The organism is Alcaligenes sp. WGS1538 (genome assembly GCF_043187505.1).
In the GTDB taxonomy this organism is placed as follows: domain Bacteria; phylum Pseudomonadota; class Gammaproteobacteria; order Burkholderiales; family Burkholderiaceae_B; genus Alcaligenes.
On sequence record NZ_CP171109.1, the window covers coordinates 3,219,095 to 3,237,632 of the forward strand.

Below are 18,538 nucleotides of genomic sequence, written 5' to 3' on the forward strand. Positions count from 1 at the left end.
GCTCAATCCGAGCGGCGCGTCTCTCCCAGGTCCAGCCAGACCCGCCGCATGCCGGGGTCCTCGGGATCCGGGTCATTCTGAAAGCCCAGGCGCTTCATCAAAGCCTGCATGGGCGAATTGGAGGCCAGCACGTAACCGTCGATGTAGGTCAGGCCCTGCTCGGACGCCGCCTGGATCAGGGCCTGCATCAAGGTCAGCCCCAGACCCCGCCGCTGCCAGGCGTCGCCGATGACCAGGGCATACTCGGCCCCCCGGCCGTCGGCGTTGCGCAGATAGTGGGCGAAGCCGATGATCTCGTCGCGCGGGTGGTTGCGATTGTCCGGGTTGGGCGAGCGCACGGTGGCGATCAGCGCCAGTTCCCGGTCATAGTCGATGCGGGTATAGCGCGACAGCATGCGCGGGGTCAGCTCGCGCAACATGGACACGAAACGCATGTAGCGGGTTTCGTCCGAAAGGCCGCGCATGAAGGCCTGCAGGGCCTCGGCGTCCTCGGGCCGGATGGGACGCAGCGTCCAGCGCTGCCCGTCCTGGAACTGGCGCCGTTCGATCAGATGGCGCGGATAGGGGTGGATGGCCATGTGGCGGTAGCCCGCCGTCTCGGGCAGCACCAGCATGGACTGGCTGCTCAGGGTGATCTTGATGCTCTGGATGTACAGGCTGTTGTCGCCGGCCATCAGCGGGTCCAGCGCCACGCCGCTCACGCCGGGCAGCTCGCTCATCAGGTCGGACAGGCGCTCGAGCGTCTGCAGCAATTGCGTCAGCACCAGCGGCGTCAGGCGCGAGGACAGCATTTTGCGCCACAAAGGGCTGCGCTCCACCAGCTGGCGGGCCAGGTAGCGATTCAGGGGCGGCAGCTCCACCGCCGGGTAGGTGGCGGACAGCCAGCCCTCGTGGCCGGCCGCGCCGAACACCACATAGGGCCCCAGCTTGTCGTCGGTCTCGAAGCGGATCCCCATGGGCGGCAGGTCGGGGTCCGGCAGACCCTGATCGCTCGTGACGCGCAGGTCCACCACCGGCACGTGGAAATAGCGCAGCAGGTCGCGACACTCCTCTTGTGTGGGCTGGCGGCGCTCGCTCTGGATCTCGCTGACCAGGGCGCGCGCCGGCTCGACCTCGGGCAGCGTGCCCAGGGGCAGCGGCGGCAGGGTCTGCTGCGACAGGTGCTGATTGTAGTGATAGCGCGCCAGCAGGTCGAAGGCGTTGGCGGCGGTGTCCGGCGTGCGGAAGGCCGGCGTGCCCACGCCGTCGAGCAGATGGCGCAGAGGCCGCATGTCCGCATCGCCGATCAGGCAGGTGATGATGGGCTTGCGCGCGCTGGCCGACAGCACGGCCAGCTGGCGCGATACCGCCTGCATGTCCGACAGAGGGTCGGGCGTCAGCAGCACCAGGACCCCGTCGATGTCCGCGTCGTCCAGCAAGGTGGAGACCACCGAATCGATGCGCATGGGCGTCAGGGGCGCGAAGGTGACCACCGGATTCTGGGACTGGTCGCCCGGCACCAGCAAATTTTCCAGAGCGCGCTGCGTGGCGGGCGCCAGCTCCGGGCAGGAGACGGCGGCGTCGGACCCCAGCACGTCCAGGGCCAGCTGGGCGGCGCCGTTGCCATTGGAAAACAGGGCGATGCGCCGGCCCTTGGGGCGGCGCGTATAGACCAGCACCTTCAGGGCGGAAAACAACTGCACGAAATACCGGATGCGCACCGCCCCCACGCGCCGCATCAATGCATTGAAGACGGCCTCGTGGGCTTCGCCCTGCTGGCGCTGGCCGCCCACCTTCAGCACCACCACCGGCTTGACCGCCGCCACGGCATGCAATGCGCTGGTGAAGCGGCGCGAGGCCGGCGTGTGTTCTAGGTACAGGGCGATACTGTCCGTGCGCGGATCCATGGCCAGGTAGTGCAGCACTTCGGGCACGTCCACGACGGCCTCGTCCCCTACCGAGACAATGGCGGAAAAGCCCAGGCTGACGTCCTCGGCCCAGTCCATCAGGGCGGAAGTGATGGAACGCGACTGGGAAACCAGCGCCACCCGTCCGGCCAGGGCCATCTGCGGCTCGTGGCTGAGGTTGATGCCCAGGTGCGGCCGCTGCACGCCGAAGGCGCGCGGGCCCAGCACCAGGCAATCGTTGATGCGCGCCCAGGAGCGGGCGTAAACCATGTCCTCCAGCGGATCCTGGGAAGACAGGTCGGAGGGCAGGATGAGCACCACGCGCGGCTTGTGCGCACGGATGGCGTCCAGCGCCTGCGGCAGGCGATCGGGCGCGATGCAGACCAGCGCCAGGTCCAGGCGCTGCGTGCCGGTCAGCCCCTCCAGCCGGTCGGGTACGCGCACCTCGGTCGCGCTGATCGCAGCCTGGGTGATGCGCCCGGCCAGGCGCGCCGGCTCCTCGCGCAGAATGGGCAAAGGCAGGGTCGAGACCACCAGCACCGAGCGGGGTTCAAACAATGCCGTCAGACGATGCCTCAAGACTGCCATGATCGCTCCGCCATACTGTAAGCACACGCCAAGTTGAAAGTCCTCCCATCTTAAGCACAGCCGCCGCCAAAGTAAAAGCCATCGGAGATGCAACTCACTTATCCTTTGGTATAGGCGGCGTAGCCCAATGCCTTGGCCAAACGCCTGCTTCGCAGCGGCGGCGCGCCGTAAAATGACGGCTGTCCGGAAAGCAGCGTCTTCCGGCTCTCTGACAGGAAAACCCACTATGTCCAGCGACAGTAGTCGAAGAAGCAGGCTGCAAGGGCCATCCGGGCGTGACTGATTGATGCGGTCGGCTCCGGCGGCCTGCGCAGCACGCCAAGGAGTGACCCATGCGTCTCGATTTTCATTCCGGCCGGGCCCATGGCGGCCCCGCCGCCCCGCCCTCGCGCGCCGATATGCGGCCCGCCGCCCTGCGCCTCGCCCCCAAGCGCCCCGGCATCGCCTGGCGCATCAATGCCACGACCCGCCGCCCTGAATGCCGCTGGACCCTGGATGGCGACAAGCCTCCGCCGGTACGCGCCCACTGACGCGGCGGCGTCCGCCGCGTTCCGCCGGGCCTCCCACTTTTTTTCTTGACTTGCCGGCCGCGTCCCGCGGCCCGACCTGCCGCGCCCTGCCGCTTCCGGCCCAGGGGCGGCGCTGCCACGCCTACAAGAACCTGTTCAAAGGCAGGAGAAACACATGAACACCGCAGAACACACCCTAGACCTGAAGTCCCTAGACAGCGAGGACCGCAGCCTGTCCATGCGCGCGGCCCAGGAGGCCCGGAACAGCCTGGAGTCCACGCTGGCCGGCGTCCAGGCCAGCCTGCACGGCCTGACCGACACCGAGGCGCGGGCCCGGCTGGGCGAATGCGGCCTCAATGAAGTAGCCCGCGACAAGCCGCCGCACGCCCTGATCCAGCTTCTGCTGGCCTTCAAGAACCCATTCATCGCCGTGCTGCTGGCGCTTGCCTTCGTCAGCGCCTTCACCGACATCGTCCTGCCCTTGCGCGCCGGGGAGCCGGCCGACTACACGGGCGTAGCCATCATTCTTACCATGGTGACGCTCAGCGGGCTGCTGCGTTTCTGGCAGGAGTACCGCTCCGGGCGCGCCGCCCAGGCCCTGAAAGCCATGGTGCGCACCACCGCCAGCGTGCTGCGCCGCTCCACCGTGTCCAGCGGGCCCGTCCTGCGTGAAATCCCCATGAGCCAGGTCGTGCCCGGCGACATCGTGCGCCTGTCGGCCGGCGACATGGTCCCCGCCGACGTGCGCCTGGTCGAATCGCGCGACCTGTTCGTCAGCCAGGCGGCGCTGACGGGCGAAGCCCTGCCCGTCGAAAAATACGACACGCTGGGCGCGGTGACCGGCAAGCGCGCCGGTCCGGCCAGCGCAGGCGCCGGGCTGCTGGAGCAATCCAACATCTGCTTCATGGGCACCAACGTGGTCAGCGGCACCGCCACCGCCGTGGTCGTGGCCACCGGCCCGCATACCTACTTCGGCTCGCTCGCCAAGGCCATCGTGGGCTCGCGCGCGCAGACCGCCTTCGACCGCGGCGTGAACAGCGTCAGCTGGCTGCTGATCCGCTTCATGCTGGTCATGGTGCCGGTCGTGCTGCTGATCAACGGCTTCGCCAAGGGCGACTGGACCGAAGCCTTTCTGTTCGCCCTGGCCGTGGGCGTGGGCCTCACTCCCGAGATGCTGCCCATGATCGTGTCGTCCAACCTGGCCAAGGGCGCGGTCGCCATGGCCCGGCGCAAGGTGGTGGTCAAGCGCCTGAACGCCATCCAGAACTTCGGCGCCATGGACGTGCTGTGCACCGACAAGACCGGCACGCTGACCCAGGACCGCATCATCCTGGAGCATCACCTGGACCTGGACGGCAGCAGCAGCGCCCGCGTCCTGCAGCTGGCCTTGCTCAACAGCCTGCACCAGAGCGGCGTGAAGAACCTGATGGACCAGGCCGTGGTGCGCTTCGCCGAAAAAGCGCCCGCCGCGCGGCAGGCGATCGGCGCCTACCGCAAGATCGACGAACTGCCTTTCGACTTCATCCGCCGCCGCCTGTCCGTGGTGGTGCAGGCGCCCCAGGGCGAACAGCTGCTGGTGTGCAAGGGCGCCGTCGAGGAAATGCTGGACGTCGCCACGCACGTGCAGCACGGCGGGCAGCGCCTGGCCCTGGATGCCGCGCAGCGCGAGCGCCTGCAGGAGCTGGCGCGCGCCTACAACGCGGACGGCTTCCGGGTCCTGCTGGTCGCCACGCGCGAGATCGCCCGTGAACAGGCCAGGTCGCGCTACGAGATCGCCGACGAGCAAGGGCTGACCGTACAGGGCCTGCTGACCTTCCTGGATCCGCCCAAGGAAAGCGCCGCCCAGGCCATCGCCGCCCTGACCGAACACGGCGTGGCCGTGAAGGTGCTGACGGGCGACAACGAGGTCATCACCGCCAAGATCTGCCGCGAAGTCGGCCTGGAGCCCGGCCAGCCGCTGCTGGGCCAGGAGATCGAACACATGGAGGAGGCCGTGCTGCGCAGCGCCGTCGAGCGCCATACCGTGTTCGCCAAGCTCACGCCGCTGCAGAAGTCGCGCGTGCTCAAGGCCCTGCAGGCCAACGGCCGCACCGTGGGCTTCCTGGGCGACGGCATCAACGACGCGCCCGCCCTGCGCGACGCCGACGTGGGCATCTCCGTGGACAGCGGCACCGACATCGCCAAGGAGTCGGCCGACATCATCCTGCTGGAGAAAAGCCTGCTGGTGCTGGAAGAAGGCGTGATCAAGGGCCGCGAGACCTTCGGCAACATCATCAAGTACCTGAACATGACGGCCAGCTCCAACTTCGGCAACGTGTTCTCCGTACTGGTGGCCAGCGCCTTCATTCCCTTTCTGCCCATGCTGGCCATCCACCTGCTCATCCAGAACCTGCTGTACGACATCTCGCAACTGGCCCTGCCCTGGGACCGCATGGACAAGGACTTCCTGCGCAAGCCGCGCAAATGGGACGCGAAGAACATCGGGCGCTTCATGATCTGGATCGGACCGACGTCCTCCCTCTTCGACATCACCACCTTCATGCTGATGTGGTACGTTTTCGGCGCCAGCACGCCCGAGATGCAATCCTTGTTCCAGTCCGGCTGGTTCATCGAGGGCCTCCTGTCCCAGACCCTGGTCGTGCACATGCTGCGCACCCAGAAGATCCCGTTCATCCAGAGCACGGCGGCCCTGCCCGTGATGCTCATGACCGGCCTGATCATCGTGATCGGCATCTATCTGCCCTTCTCCGGGCTGGGAAGCCTGGTGGGCCTGCAGCCGCTGCCCTGGGAGTACTTCCCCTGGCTGCTGGCCACGCTGCTGTCCTATTGCCTGCTCGCCCAGGGCATGAAGACCCTGTACATCCGCCGTTTCGGCCAATGGTTCTGAGGTCATTCCCATGCAATGCAATCTCCGCACCCGCACCGCCCTGCTCGCCGCCGTCCTGGCCGCGGCGGGCCAGGCGCAGGCCGCCGGCGGCGCCCACGTCATCGACGACAGCGAAGTCGGCGCCCCCGGCTCCTGCCATGTCGACACCTGGGCCGCGCTCCAGGAACACCACCAGAAGCAGATATCCCTGGCCCCGGCCTGCACGCCCGCCGCCCTGCCCTGGCTGGAGCTGGGCGCAAACCTGGGCCATGACTGGCGCGGCTCCCGCCATGAGAGCCGCGTGGGGCCCGCATTGAAGCTGTCCCTGCTGTCCCCGGACCACGGCCTGGGACTGGGCCTGAAGTCCGAGGCCGGGATGGACGCGCGCACGGGCCGCTGGACCACGGCCGGCTGGATCGTGCCGATCACCCTGCCCATCAGGCCATGGCTGCGCCTGAACCTGAATGCGGGCTGGACCTTGGACAAGGACGATGAAAGCCGCCGCCACGCCGCTTTCTACGGCCTGCAGGTGGAGGCCGACCTTGCCGCTCAGGTTTCCCTGATGGCCGAAGCCTTCCAGCGCAAAGGCTCCAGGAGCGGCTACCAGGCCGGTGCGCGCTGGAACCCGGGCAACGGTCCGCTGGACCTGGACCTGCTCGTCGGCCGTCGCGTGGACGGCTCGGACGCCCGCCAGGTGACCTTGGGCATGTCGGTCAGATTCTGAGCTCCGCCTGCCGGCGGCGGCGCCGCGCAAGTATATGATGACGACATCGCCCGGCATCCGTCCGATGCCGGGCCACGACTGACCGGAATACGCATGAGCACTCCTGCCTCCCCGCGCCGCGCAAGCGCCTCCCCCGCATGGGTCCTGACCGTGCTGGGCGCGCTGATGCTGCTCGTCTTCGTGGCGGACACCCTGACCGATTACGCCATCGCGGCCGCCGTGTTCCACACGACCCTCCTGCTGATCGCCATCCGCTTCCTGTCGGCGCGCCAGGTCGTCATGCTGGCTGCGGCCAGCATCGTGCTGACCGTGGTCAGCTTCCTGCTGACGCGTTCGGGCCACTACGAAGCCGGGCTGGTCAATACCTGCATCAGCATCATCGCCATCGGCGTGACCTCCTACCTGGGACTGAAGCTCAAGTCCGCCCAGGCCGCCGCCCACCAGGCCCGGGAACGGCTGCTGCGCCTGTCGCGCCTGACCACGCTGGGCCAGTTGAGCACCTCCATCGCCCATGAAGTCAGCCAGCCGCTGGCCGCCATTGCAGCCAGTGCCGGCGCCTGCCAGCGCTGGCTGGACGCCGACCCGCCCAATGTGGAGAAAGCCCGGGCAACGGCGCAACGCATCGCGGCCGACGCGCAGCGCGCCAAGGATGTGCTGGAGCGCGTGCGCAGCATCACGCGCAACGAGACGCCCGCCAGGACCGCCTTCGACCTCAACCAGGCGACGCAGGAGATCATCGAGCTCTCGCGCGGCGAACTGCTGCGCGCCGGCATCTCCCTGACCCTGTCTCTGCAGGAGAAGCTGCCGCCCGCCTACGCCGACCGGGTCCAGATCCAGCAGGTCATCGGCAATCTGCTGCTCAATGCCATCGAAGCCCTGTCCGAACCCGGCAAGCGTGCGCCGCAAATCCACATCCGCACCCTGGCTCCCGAGCCCGGCAAGGTACAGTTCCTCATCCAGGACAACGGCCCGGGGCTGCCTGCAGGGCAGATGCCGCAGCTGTTCGACACCTTCTGGACCACCAAGCCGGCAGGGCTGGGCCTGGGCCTGACCATCAGCCGCGCCATCATGGACGCCAACAACGGCCACATCGGGGCTGCCGACAACGTCCGCGAGGGCGCCCTCTTTCAGTTCACCCTGCCGACCGCCCCATGACATGCGCCATGCCCACAGACTCCCCCACCGTCTACATCATCGATGACGATCCTTCCATGCGCGCCGCGCTGGAAGACCTGCTGGCCTCGGTGGGCCTGCGGGCCGCGGCGTTTTCCGGCACGCGCGATTTCCTCGCCCATGCGCCCGCCGATGGGCCTTCATGCCTGATCCTGGACGTGCGCATGCCCGAGCAAAGCGGCACGGACTTCCATGTCCAGATGGAGGCGCTGGGCCTGCGCATGCCGGTCATCTTCATCACCGGCCACGGCGACATCCACATGGCGGTCAAGGCCATCAAGCATGGCGCGGCGGACTTCCTGACCAAGCCCTTCGTGGACCAGGACCTGATCGACGCGGTGCAGGCCGCGCTGGCCGCCGACGGCCGGCGACTGCGGCAGGAGCAGGCCCGGCAGGCCTTGCGGCAGCGCTGGGAAGCGCTCAATGCGGGCGAGCGGGACGTGCTCGCCCTGGTCGCCCAGGGCCTGCTCAACAAGCAGATCGCGGCGCAACTGGGCGTGAAGGAGGTCACTGTGAAGGTGCGCCGGGCCCGGGTGATGCAGAAGATGCAGGCCGGCTCCCTGGCCGAGCTGGTGCGGCTGTTCGATCAGCTCGGCCTGCCGTCAGGCGCGCAGCCCGCGCCCGACGGGCATCGCGTGCCGGGGCGGCGGGCTGAGTTAAAATAGCCCGGTCCAGTCCCCCTTGCGGACTTCTCAAGGTCAACGCCGAACACAAGTCATGAGCACGTCTACCCCCAACGCCATCCGCACCCGTTTCGCTCCCTCGCCCACCGGCTACCTGCACCTGGGCGGCGCACGCACCGCGCTGTTTTCCTGGGCCTTCGCCCGCCATCACAAAGGCACCTTCGTGCTGCGCATCGAAGACACGGACCTGGAGCGTTCCACCCCGCAGGCCGTGCAGGCCATCCTGGACGGCATGCAGTGGCTGGGCCTGGAGGCCGACGAAGGCCCCTTCTACCAGATGCAGCGCATGGACCGCTACCGCGAAGTCATCGCCCAGCTGCTCAAGGACGGCCACGCCTATTACTGCTACAGCAGCCCCGAGGAAGTCGAGGCCATGCGCGAGAAGGCCCGCAGCCTGGGCCTGAAGCCCCGCTACGACGGCACCTGGCGCCCCGAGGCCGGCAAGACGCTGCCGCCCGTGCCCGCCGGCCGCCAGCCCGTGGTGCGCTTCAAGAGCCCTCAAACCGGCGCCACCAGCTGGGACGACCTGGTCAAGGGCCGCATCAGCTTCGACAACGGCGAGCTGGACGATCTGATCATCGCGCGCGCCGACGGCACGCCCACCTACAACTTCTGCGTGGTGGTGGACGACTGGGACATGAACATCACCCACGTGATCCGCGGCGACGACCACGTCAACAACACGCCCCGCCAGATCGTCATCCTGCAGGCCCTGGGCGCCACCCTGCCCCAGTACGGCCACGTGCCCATGATCCTGGGCCCGGACGGCGAAAAACTCTCCAAGCGCCACGGCGCGGTCAGCATCATGGAATATGACAAGGACGGCTACCTGCCCGAGGCCATGATCAACTACCTGGCCCGCCTGGGCTGGAGCCACGGCGACGACGAACTCTTCACCCGCGAACAACTGGTGGAATGGTTCGACACGCGCAACCTGAACAAGTCCGCCTCGCAGTGGGACCCCAAGAAGCTGAACTGGGTCAACGCCCACTACATCAAGGCCAGCGACAACGCGGACCTGGCCGAGCGCGTCGCCCCGCGCATCCAGGCGCTGGGCGGCAAGACCGACGGCCAGGACCTGCCCGGCATCATGGGCCTGCTCAAGGATCGCGCCGAGACCCTGAACCAGCTGGCCGAAGGCGCCCTGCTGTTCTGCCGCCCCTTCGAGCCCGCCAGCGACGAACTGCAGGCCGAGGTGCTGACGCCCGAGGCGCGCGTCCTGCTGCGCGACTTCGCCGCCAAGGCCGCCGCGCTGCCGCAATGGAACACGGAAAGCCTGGCTGCGCTGATCAAGCAGGTGCTGGCCGACCACGACGTGAAAATGCCCAAGCTGGGCATCCCCTTGCGCGTGGCCGTCACGGGCCAGAAGCAGACTCCGGCCGTGGACGCCGTGCTGGCCCTGATCGGCCGCGACAAGGTGCTGGGGCGTCTGGCGGGGCTGTAAGCGCCATTCATCTTCCCCAAAAAAAACCGCCGCCTCGATACAGGCGGCGGTTTTTTTGCCACTCGGAATTGCGGACGGCTTTTCCCTGCTGCGCCAGGCCTTCGGCCGCGGCAGGCAAGCCCCGATCCTATCGAGGCGCGGCATCCGCTCCGACTCAATCAAGAAACGAGGCGTCAGTCCGCTTCATTTAGGCGGCTGACCTCGATGGTCGCCTCGCCCTGCTCGCTGCTGGCCCAGACCGTGCCGTCCTGGATGTTCAGGTTCACGGCCATGCCGCGTCCGGCCAGCTTGGCCAGGGCTTCGGTGCCGGCCGCGTCCAGCGCATAGACATGGATGTTGCGGGCGCGCGTGATCTTGTCCTTGACGCCGTTCCACCACACGCCCACGGTGCGGCCATAGGCCAGCACGGTGACCCGGCGCGCGCGCGAGCTGGCCTTGAGCAGGCGGCGTTCGTCGGGCAGGCCCACTTCCAGCCAGTGCAGCGGCTCGCCGCTCAGGTCGTGCTCCCACAAGGCAGGCTCGTCCGTGTCGCTCAGGCCGCGGGCGAAGGCCAGGCCTTCGTCGGCGTCGGCATGCAGGCCGAAGGCCAGCAGGCGCACCATCAGGCGCTCCTCGGTCTCGGAAGGATGACGCGCCAGCGTGACGGCGTGACTGCCGTAGTAGGCGCGATCGTTGTCGGCGATATTCAGTTCAGCTTTATAGACGGTGGAACGCAAGGCCATGATGCAGACGGCCCGCCAGGCGGGCCTGAAAAAAGGGCCGTTGCAGGAACGGCCCCGGTTGGACAGGGGATGAATCAGAACGGCAGGCGGTAGCCCGGCGACATCCTGGTCAGGCGGTAGGTCGCGCCATCCTGGCTGCGCAGCACCAGATTGCGGGCGGTGACGCTGACGATGGTGTAGCTGTTCTGGTAGATGGGATCGCCCGGCTCGGTGATCACGCCATTGGACTCCTGGGTGTCCAGGATCAGGGCATTGCCCTCGCGCTTCCAGCAGCCGCTCTCGTTCAGGCCCTGGGAAGGCTTGTTGGGTCGCTTGACCTGCTCGGTGTAGGCCATGGAGCCATCCGCCTGCAAGGTGAACAAGGTACGCAGTTCGCCCACCACGCCTTTCTGTCGATGCTTGCTGAGCCAGTTGCCGGTCAGGGCCTCGCCGGCGGCCGCCGGCTGGCAGGCGGGATGCGCGGGCTTGGCGGGCGCCTGCGCCTGAGGTGCGGGCGCCGGCGGCTTGACCGCGCAGGCGCTCAATAGAACGGAAGCCAGCAAGGCGGTCCAGGAAGACCGCCGCAGAAAATTCGCCTTCTTCATAGAAACCAGTCCTTCGTCGTTGCATGCCGGCCCGCCGCGCGGGCCGCCCAATCCGGATTATTTTACCTGAAGCCCCGGGCCGGGCCTTCAACAAGATGCATCACAGCGGCAAAGGCAGGCGGGTCTCGTTCTTGATCTCGCGCATGGCCACGATGGTGCGCGTCTGGCGCACGCCCGGCATGTTGAACAGGAAGCGGTGCAGGAAATCGTCGTAGGCCTCGGCGCTGGAGACCAGGATCTTGAGCAGGAAGTCGGCGTCGCCGGTGACGGCGTGGCATTCCAGGATCTCGGGCGCATCGCGCACGGCGCGTATGAAGTTGTCGACGATCTCGCCCGAATGCCGGTCCAGGCTGATCTGGGTGAACATGCAGCTTTGCAGGCCGACCTGGCGGCGATCGACGCGCGCATAATAACCCTGGATGACCCGGTCTTTTTCCAGGGTCTTGATGCGCCGCCACACCGGCGCGGTGGACAGCCCGACCCGCTCGGAGACCTGCTGGGCGGACGCCCGGCCGTCCTGTTGCAGCACGTCCAGTATTTTTAAATCAGTTTTATCCATATTTAAATAAATACGAAATAAACATTTCAAAGAATAGGGAATACGCGCAACTATAACGCAAAAAAAAGAGATGGCGGAAAATCTATCATGAACCTTATCTGGAGGTTCCATCATGACGCAGTCCGTCGACACACACTACAAGCTCAGCGACAACCTGACCGCCCGGTCCGGCCGCATCTTCCTGACCGGCACGCAGGCCCTGGTGCGCATGCTGCTGACCCAATACCGCCTGGACCAGGAGCGCGGCCTGAACACCGCCGGCTTCGTGTCCGGCTACCGCGGCTCGCCGCTGGGCGGTGTGGACATGGCCATGTGGAAGGCGCAGAAGCAGCTTGAACAGGCCAAGGTGCGCTTCCAGCCCGCCATCAATGAAGACCTGGCCGCCTCCATGATCATGGGCACCCAGCAGGCCGGCGAGCGCGCCGACCGCAAGGTCGACGGCGTGTTCGCCATGTGGTACGGCAAGGGCCCCGGCCTGGACCGCGCGGGCGACGCCCTGCACCATGGACACGCCGCCGGCGCCTCGCGGCATGGCGGCGTGCTGATGATCGTGGGCGACGACCACGTCGCCTCCTCCTCGTCCATCCCGCACGCCAGCGAACACTCCCTGATGGCCTGGAGCATTCCCGTGGTCAATCCGTCCTCGGTGGACGAATACGAACGCTTCGGCATCTGGGCCTGGGCGCTGTCGCGCTACTCGGGCTCCTGGGTGGCGCTGAAGGCCATCACCGAAACCGTGGAAAGCGGCCGCTCTTTCGAGATCGCGCCGCTGGACGATCTGGACGCAGCGCTGAACGATGCCCAGGGCGGCCTGCATCCCTACAATCCCGGCGAGTTCCTGACGCCCGCCATCGAGGGCACGCTGGAGGCGCGCCTGCAAAGCGTGCGCGACTTCTCCCGCAAGCACAGCCTGGACCGCATCCTGCAGGCCGCGCCGGGCGCCCGCCTGGGCATCGTCTCCACCGGCAAGGCCACGCTGGATGCGCTGGACGCGCTCGAGCAACTGGCCGGGCCGGGCGAGCTGCCGCCCATCCGCCACTTGAAGATAGGCCTGAGCTGGCCGGTCAACACGGAGTCGCTGGAGAACTTCATCGAGGGCCTGGACCACGTCCTGGTCATCGAAGAAAAAGGCCCCGTCATCGAAGACCAGTTGAAGAATCTGCTGTTCAACCGCGCGCAACGCCCCACCGTATCGGGCAAGCGCGACGTGGAGCAGGAAGTGCTGATCCCGGCCGACGGCCAGCTCAGCCCGGCACGCGTGGCCGTGGGCCTGCGCCGCTGGCTGGGGCGGCACGCCGGCCTGCAGTTGCCCGCCTGTGCGATCCAGACCCTGCCCGCCGTCGATACCGGCGGCCTGACGCGGCGCCCTTATTTCTGTTCGGGCTGTCCGCACAACACCTCCACCAAGGTTCCCGAGGGCAGCCAGGCCATGGCCGGCGTGGGCTGCCACTACATGGCCACCTGGATGGATCGCAGGACGCGCGGCCTGACCCAGATGGGCGGCGAAGGCACGGACTGGGTGGGCCTGTCGCCCTTCATCCAGACGGGCCATATGTTCCAGAACATGGGGGAAGGCACTTACTTCCATTCCGGCTACCTGGCCATACGCCAGGCCATCGCCGCCGGAGCCAACATCACCTACAAGATTCTCTTCAACGACGCCGTCGCCATGACGGGCGGCCAGCCGGTGGACGGCCCGATCTCGGTGCCGCGCATCTGCCAGCAGACCCTGGGCGAGGGCGCGCGCCGCGTGGTCATCACCACCGACGAGCCCGAGCGCTACCGGGGCGTGGAGCTGCCCTCCGGCGTGCAGGTGCACCACCGGCGCGAACTGGACCGCCTGCAGCGCGAACTGCGCGAGATCCCCGGCGTGACCATCCTGATCCACGACCAGACCTGCGCGGCGGAAAAGCGCCGCCGTCGCAAGAAGAATGAATATCCCGATCCGGCGCGCCGCCTGTTCATCAACAAGGCCGTATGCGAAGGCTGCGGCGACTGCGGCGTGCAGTCCAATTGCCTGTCGCTGGTGCCGGCCGACACTCCCGAAGGGCGCAAGCGCCAGATCGACCAGTCCAGCTGCAACAAGGATTACTCCTGCGTGGACGGCTTCTGTCCCAGCTTCGTATCCGTCATGGGCGGCGCGCTGCGGCGCGGCGACGACGGCGGCCAGGCCGACCTGAAGGGACGCCTGCTGGAGAAACTTCCCGCCCTGCCCGCGCCTGAGGCCCAGGCGCGCGCCGGCAATGTCATCGTGGCCGGCGTGGGCGGCACCGGCGTCATCACCATAGGCGCCGTGCTGTCCATGGCCGCTCATCTGGAAGGCCGCGCCGCCTCGGTGCTGGACATGACGGGCCTGGCGCAGAAAGGCGGCACCGTCATCAGCCACATCCGGCTCTCGGCCGACGGGCGCCCCACCGGCGCCGTGCGCGTGGACCCCGGCCAGGCCGACCTGGCCATTCTGTGCGACGTGGTCGCGGCCGCGCATCCCAATGCGCTGTCCTGCCTGCGGCCCGGCCACACCCACGCCGTCATCAACGAATACCTGGCGCCCACCGCCGAATTCACCCGCAATCCCGATGCGCCGCTGGACGCCCAACGGCTGCTCAAGCAGCTGCAGGACGGAGCGGGCCGCAACCAGGTACGCTCCTTCAATGCGCACGAGGCCGCCACGCGCCTGTTCGGCGACAGCCTGCTGTCCAACATGATGCTGCTGGGCATGGCCTGGCAGCAGGGCTCGGTGCCGGTGAGCGGCGCCGCCATCGAGCAGGCCATACGCCTGAACGGCGTGGCCGTGCAGGCCAACCTGGACGCCTTCCACATCGGCCGCGTGCTGGGCCACGACGCCCAGGCCCTGGCCAGCCTGCAACAGCCCGCGGCCCAGGTCGTGACGCTGCAGCGGCGCGAAACACTGGAACAGATCGTGGAGCGCTGCAGCCGCAGCCTGGAGCAATACCAGGACGCCGCCTACGCGCGCCGTTTCACCCAGGCCATCGCCGCCTTGCGTCAGGCCGAGGAAGATCTGCGTCCGGGCCAGCGTCCTGCGCTGACGGAAAAAGCCGCGCGCAGCCTGTACAAGCTGATGGCCTACAAGGACGAATACGAGGTGGCGCGCCTGTTCAGCCACCCCGACTTCCGGCAGGACCTGGAGCGCCAGTTCCAGGGCGACTTCAGCCTGCGCTTTCACTTCGCCCCGCCTCTGCTGGCGCGCCGCGACCCGGCCACGGGACGGCCGCGCAAGATCACCCTGGGTCCGCGCACGGCCACCCTGCTGCGCTGGCTGGCCAAGGGCAAGGTCCTGCGCGACACGCCGCTGGACGTGTTCGGCTATACCGAGGAGCGGCGCATGGAGCGCCGCCTCTGGCGCGACTACCTGGCCCTGCTCAAGCATCTGGCGCAGCATCTGGACGCCGGCCAGTACCCGGCCGCCCTGGAGCTGGCCGATCTGCCCCAGCAGCTGCGCGGCTTTGGACCGGTGAAGATGGCCGCCGCGGTACACTACCGCCAACGCTTCGCCGAACTGTCCGCCCAACTGACACAAAGCGTTGCACCTGCAAATAATCTGACAGCGCAGCGCCTTTGAGCGCCCGACTGGCGCTACAATGGCTTCCCTCCAAGGTCTTGCTGCGGCAAGGCCTTTTTTGCCGTCTGCAGATTGCAGAAATCGATTGGGAAATTACAAAAGTCAATGTTGCGCAGTCCCCACCCCGTCACTACAATTAGTGCAACGGGCCGCTCGAACCACTAGATATTGTGGTTCGAGCCCAAGCAAGCACTAGAGCTCGCCGAGTTTCCCCCAAGACCACCATTACCGAATCAACCCGCCGCACGGGCGTGCCCGCGCGCCTCTTTCCACTCCAGGAGTCCCCATGCAAACCTCCCCGATTGCTGAGTCCAGACCCGCCGACCTGGCCGCTTCCGCTCCCGCGGCCGAACCCGGCGCTGCAGCCAATCAATGGTCCATGTTCAGTGTGATCCGCCGCAACGGCGCGGTCATGGGCTTCGAACCGAACAAGATTTCCGTCGCCATGACCAAGGCCTTCCTGGCCGTGGGCGGCGGCCAGGGCGCCGTGTCCGCCCGCGTGCGCCAGCTCGTCGAAGAGCTGACCGCGCAAGTCGTGTCCGCGCTGGTGCGCAACCGTCCCAGCGGCGGCACCTTCCACATCGAAGACATCCAGGACCAGGTCGAACTGGCCCTGATGCGCTCGGGCGAACACGACGTGGCGCGCGCCTACGTGCTGTACCGTGAGAAACGCGCCCAGGAACGCTCCCAGTCCGTGGCCGCCGCGCAACCCGCCGGCAAGTCGGGCCTGAACGTCTCGGACAACGGCCGCCTGCGCCCGCTGGACATCGACGCGCTGCGCGCCACCATCGCCGAAGCCGGCTCCAACCTGAGCATCAAGATCGACGTGGACGGCATCCTGCGCGAGACCGTCAAGAACCTGTACGACGGCATTCCCGTCGAAGAAGTCTTCAAGTCCGTCATCCTGTCGGCCCGCGCCCTGGTCGAGACCGACCCCAGCTACAGCCTGGTCACCGCCCGCCTGCTGCTGCACACCATCCGCATCGAAGTGCTGGGCGAGGAAGTCTCCCAGGCCGGCATGAACCAGCGCTACGCCGAATACTTCCCCGAATTCATCCGGAAAGGGATAGAAAACGAGCTGCTGGACCCCAAGCTGGCGCAGTTCGATCTGCCCGTGCTGGCGCAGGCCCTGAAGGCCGAGCGCGACCAGCAGTTCAACTACCTGGGCCTGCAGACCCTGTACGACCGCTACTTCCTGCACGTGCGCGGCACGCGCATCGAGCTGCCCCAGATCTTCTTCATGCGCGTGGCCATGGGCCTGGCTCTGAACGAGCCCCAGCGCGAACAGCGCGCCATCGAGTTCTACGAGATCCTGTCGTCCTTCGACTTCATGAGCTCCACGCCCACCCTGTTCAACTCCGGCACGCTGCACTCCCAGCTGTCCTCGTGCTACCTGACCACGGTGCCCGACGACCTGGCCTCCATCTACGACGCCATCAAGGACAACGCCCTGCTGGCCAAGTACGCCGGCGGCCTGGGCAACGACTGGACGCCCGTGCGCGCGCTGCGCAGCCACATCAAGGGCACCAACGGCGAAAGCCAGGGCGTGGTTCCCTTCCTGAAGGTGGTCAACGACACCGCCGTGGCCGTGAACCAGGGCGGCAAGCGCAAGGGCGCGGTCTGCGCCTACCTGGAGACCTGGCACCTGGACATCGAAGAGTTCCTGGAACTGCGCAAGAACACCGGCGACGAGCGCCGCCGCACGCACGACATGAACACCGCCAACTGGATTCCGGACCTGTTCATGAAGCGCGTCATGGAGGAAGGCGAATGGACCCTGTTCTCGCCTTCGGACACCCCTGACCTGCACGACAAGTACGGCCGCGAGTTCGAGAAGGCCTACACCGAATACGAGCGCAAGACCGAGACCGGCGAACTGACCCTGTTCAAGAAGATCCCGGCCGTCTCGCTGTGGCGCAAGATGCTGTCCATGCTGTTCGAGACCGGCCACCCCTGGATTACCTTCAAGGATCCCTGCAACATCCGCTCGCCCCAGCAGCACGTGGGCGTGGTGCACAGCTCCAACCTGTGCACCGAGATCACCCTGAACACCAGCGACACTGAGATCGCCGTATGCAATCTGGGTTCGGTGAACCTGGCCGCCCATATGGTCAAGAACGCGCAGGGCCAGTACGAGCTGGATCACGCCAAGCTGGAGCGCACGATCAACACCGCCATGCGCATGCTGGACAACGTCATCGACATCAACTACTACGCTGTCGACAAGGCGCGCAACTCCAATATGCTGCACCGCCCCGTGGGCATGGGCATGATGGGCTTCCAGGACTGCCTGCACCTGATGCGCGTGCCCTTCGCCTCCCAGCAAGCCGTGGAATTCTCCGACCGCTCCGCCGAGGCCGTGTGCTACTACGCCTACAAGGCCTCCAGCGATCTGGCCGTCGAGCGCGGCTCCTACTCGTCCTTCAAGGGCTCGCTGTGGGATCGCGGCATCCTGCCGTTCGACACCCTGGCCATGCTGCGCGAAGAACGCGGCGGCTATGTGGACATCGACCAGTCCCAGACCCTGGACTGGGACGGCCTGCGCGCCCGCATCCAGAAGAACGGCATGCGCAACTCGAACTGCATCGCCATCGCCCCGACGGCCACCATCGCCAACATCATCGGCGTGTCGCCCTGCATCGAGCCCACCTACCGCAACCTCTACGTGAAATCCAACCTGTCGGGCGAGTTCACCGTGGTCAACGAATACCTGGTGCGCGACCTCAAGGCCCTGAACCTGTGGGACGAAGTCATGGTCTCGGACCTGAAGTACTTCGACGGCAGCCTGGCCCAGATCGACCGCATCCCGGCCGAGCTGCGCCAGCTGTATGCCACGGCCTTCGAAGTGGACACCCGCTGGGTGGTGGAATGCGCCTCGCGCCGCCAGAAATGGATAGACCAGGCCCAGTCGCTGAACATCTTCATGACCGGCGTATCCGGCAAGAAGCTGGACGAGACCTACAAGCTGGCCTGGGTCCGCGCCCTGAAGACGACGTATTACCTGCGTTCCAGCAGCGCCACCAACGCCGAGAAATCCACCGGCCGCATTGGCGAGCTGAACGCCGTTTCCACCAGCAGCCCGGCCGCCGGCGCTGTTGCTGCCGCGGCCGCGGCCGCGCCTGAGCCCGAAGTGCTCGGCGCCGTCTGCACCATGCGCCCCGGCGACGAGGGCTTCGAGGAATGCGAAGCCTGCCAATAAGCCCTTCTTCACAGGAATGAC

At 67.0% G+C, this 18,538-nt stretch carries 12 protein-coding genes; 8 read left to right on the forward strand and 4 right to left on the reverse strand.

Going from position 1 to position 18,538, the window contains the following annotated elements; translation table 11 throughout:
• Window positions 1-2 precede the first annotated feature (2 nt).
• Window positions 3-2,474, reverse strand: a complete 2,472-nt coding sequence (locus ACF3ND_RS14965) for a GNAT family N-acetyltransferase (RefSeq protein WP_394061802.1) — start codon at window positions 2,472-2,474, stop codon at window positions 3-5.
• A gap of 332 nt (window positions 2,475-2,806) precedes the next feature.
• Here ACF3ND_RS14965 and ACF3ND_RS14970 point away from each other — a divergent pair, with 332 nt between their 5' ends.
• From ACF3ND_RS14970 to gltX, 6 genes are all read left to right on the forward strand, one after another.
• Window positions 2,807-3,004 (forward strand): hypothetical protein, encoded by a 198-nt coding sequence (locus ACF3ND_RS14970; RefSeq protein ID WP_394061804.1) that lies wholly within the window; start codon window positions 2,807-2,809, stop codon window positions 3,002-3,004.
• 154 nt (window positions 3,005-3,158) lie between these two features.
• Complete coding sequence (mgtA, locus tag ACF3ND_RS14975; protein WP_394061806.1) at window positions 3,159-5,870, forward strand: magnesium-translocating P-type ATPase; 2,712 nt, start codon at window positions 3,159-3,161, stop codon at window positions 5,868-5,870.
• A 10-nt stretch (window positions 5,871-5,880) separates the two neighbouring features.
• Window positions 5,881-6,573, forward strand: a complete 693-nt coding sequence (locus ACF3ND_RS14980; RefSeq protein WP_394061808.1) for a hypothetical protein — start codon at window positions 5,881-5,883, stop codon at window positions 6,571-6,573.
• A 93-nt stretch (window positions 6,574-6,666) separates the two neighbouring features.
• Window positions 6,667-7,728, forward strand: a complete 1,062-nt coding sequence (locus ACF3ND_RS14985) for a sensor histidine kinase (RefSeq protein WP_394061810.1) — start codon at window positions 6,667-6,669, stop codon at window positions 7,726-7,728.
• 8 nt (window positions 7,729-7,736) lie between these two features.
• Window positions 7,737-8,411: a response regulator transcription factor gene (locus tag ACF3ND_RS14990; RefSeq protein WP_394061812.1), complete on the forward strand. Its 675-nt coding sequence runs from the start codon at window positions 7,737-7,739 to the stop codon at window positions 8,409-8,411.
• 52 nt (window positions 8,412-8,463) lie between these two features.
• Window positions 8,464-9,873: a glutamate--tRNA ligase gene (gltX, locus tag ACF3ND_RS14995; protein ID WP_394061814.1), complete on the forward strand. Its 1,410-nt coding sequence runs from the start codon at window positions 8,464-8,466 to the stop codon at window positions 9,871-9,873.
• A gap of 173 nt (window positions 9,874-10,046) precedes the next feature.
• On the opposite strand, the gene ACF3ND_RS15000 is transcribed toward gltX, so the two are convergent.
• The 3 genes from ACF3ND_RS15000 to ACF3ND_RS15010 all read right to left on the reverse strand — a co-directional run bounded on the left by ACF3ND_RS15000 (window position 10,047) and on the right by ACF3ND_RS15010 (window position 11,738).
• Window positions 10,047-10,595: a YaeQ family protein gene (locus ACF3ND_RS15000; RefSeq protein ID WP_394061816.1), complete on the reverse strand. Its 549-nt coding sequence runs from the start codon at window positions 10,593-10,595 to the stop codon at window positions 10,047-10,049.
• Between the two features lie 74 nt (window positions 10,596-10,669).
• A complete protein-coding gene (locus tag ACF3ND_RS15005) occupies window positions 10,670-11,179 on the reverse strand; it encodes a hypothetical protein (protein ID WP_394061818.1) in 510 nt (169 codons plus the stop codon).
• 100 nt (window positions 11,180-11,279) lie between these two features.
• Complete coding sequence (locus ACF3ND_RS15010) at window positions 11,280-11,738, reverse strand: Lrp/AsnC family transcriptional regulator (protein WP_394061820.1); 459 nt, start codon at window positions 11,736-11,738, stop codon at window positions 11,280-11,282.
• Between the two features lie 112 nt (window positions 11,739-11,850).
• On the opposite strand from ACF3ND_RS15010, the gene ACF3ND_RS15015 reads away from it, so the two are divergent.
• On the forward strand, window positions 11,851-15,318 hold the full coding sequence (locus tag ACF3ND_RS15015) for an indolepyruvate ferredoxin oxidoreductase family protein (protein ID WP_394061822.1): 3,468 nt from the start codon (window positions 11,851-11,853) through the stop codon (window positions 15,316-15,318).
• Between the two features lie 286 nt (window positions 15,319-15,604).
• A complete protein-coding gene (locus ACF3ND_RS15020) occupies window positions 15,605-18,517 on the forward strand; it encodes a ribonucleoside-diphosphate reductase subunit alpha (RefSeq protein ID WP_394061824.1) in 2,913 nt (970 codons plus the stop codon).
• Window positions 18,518-18,538 lie beyond the last annotated feature (21 nt).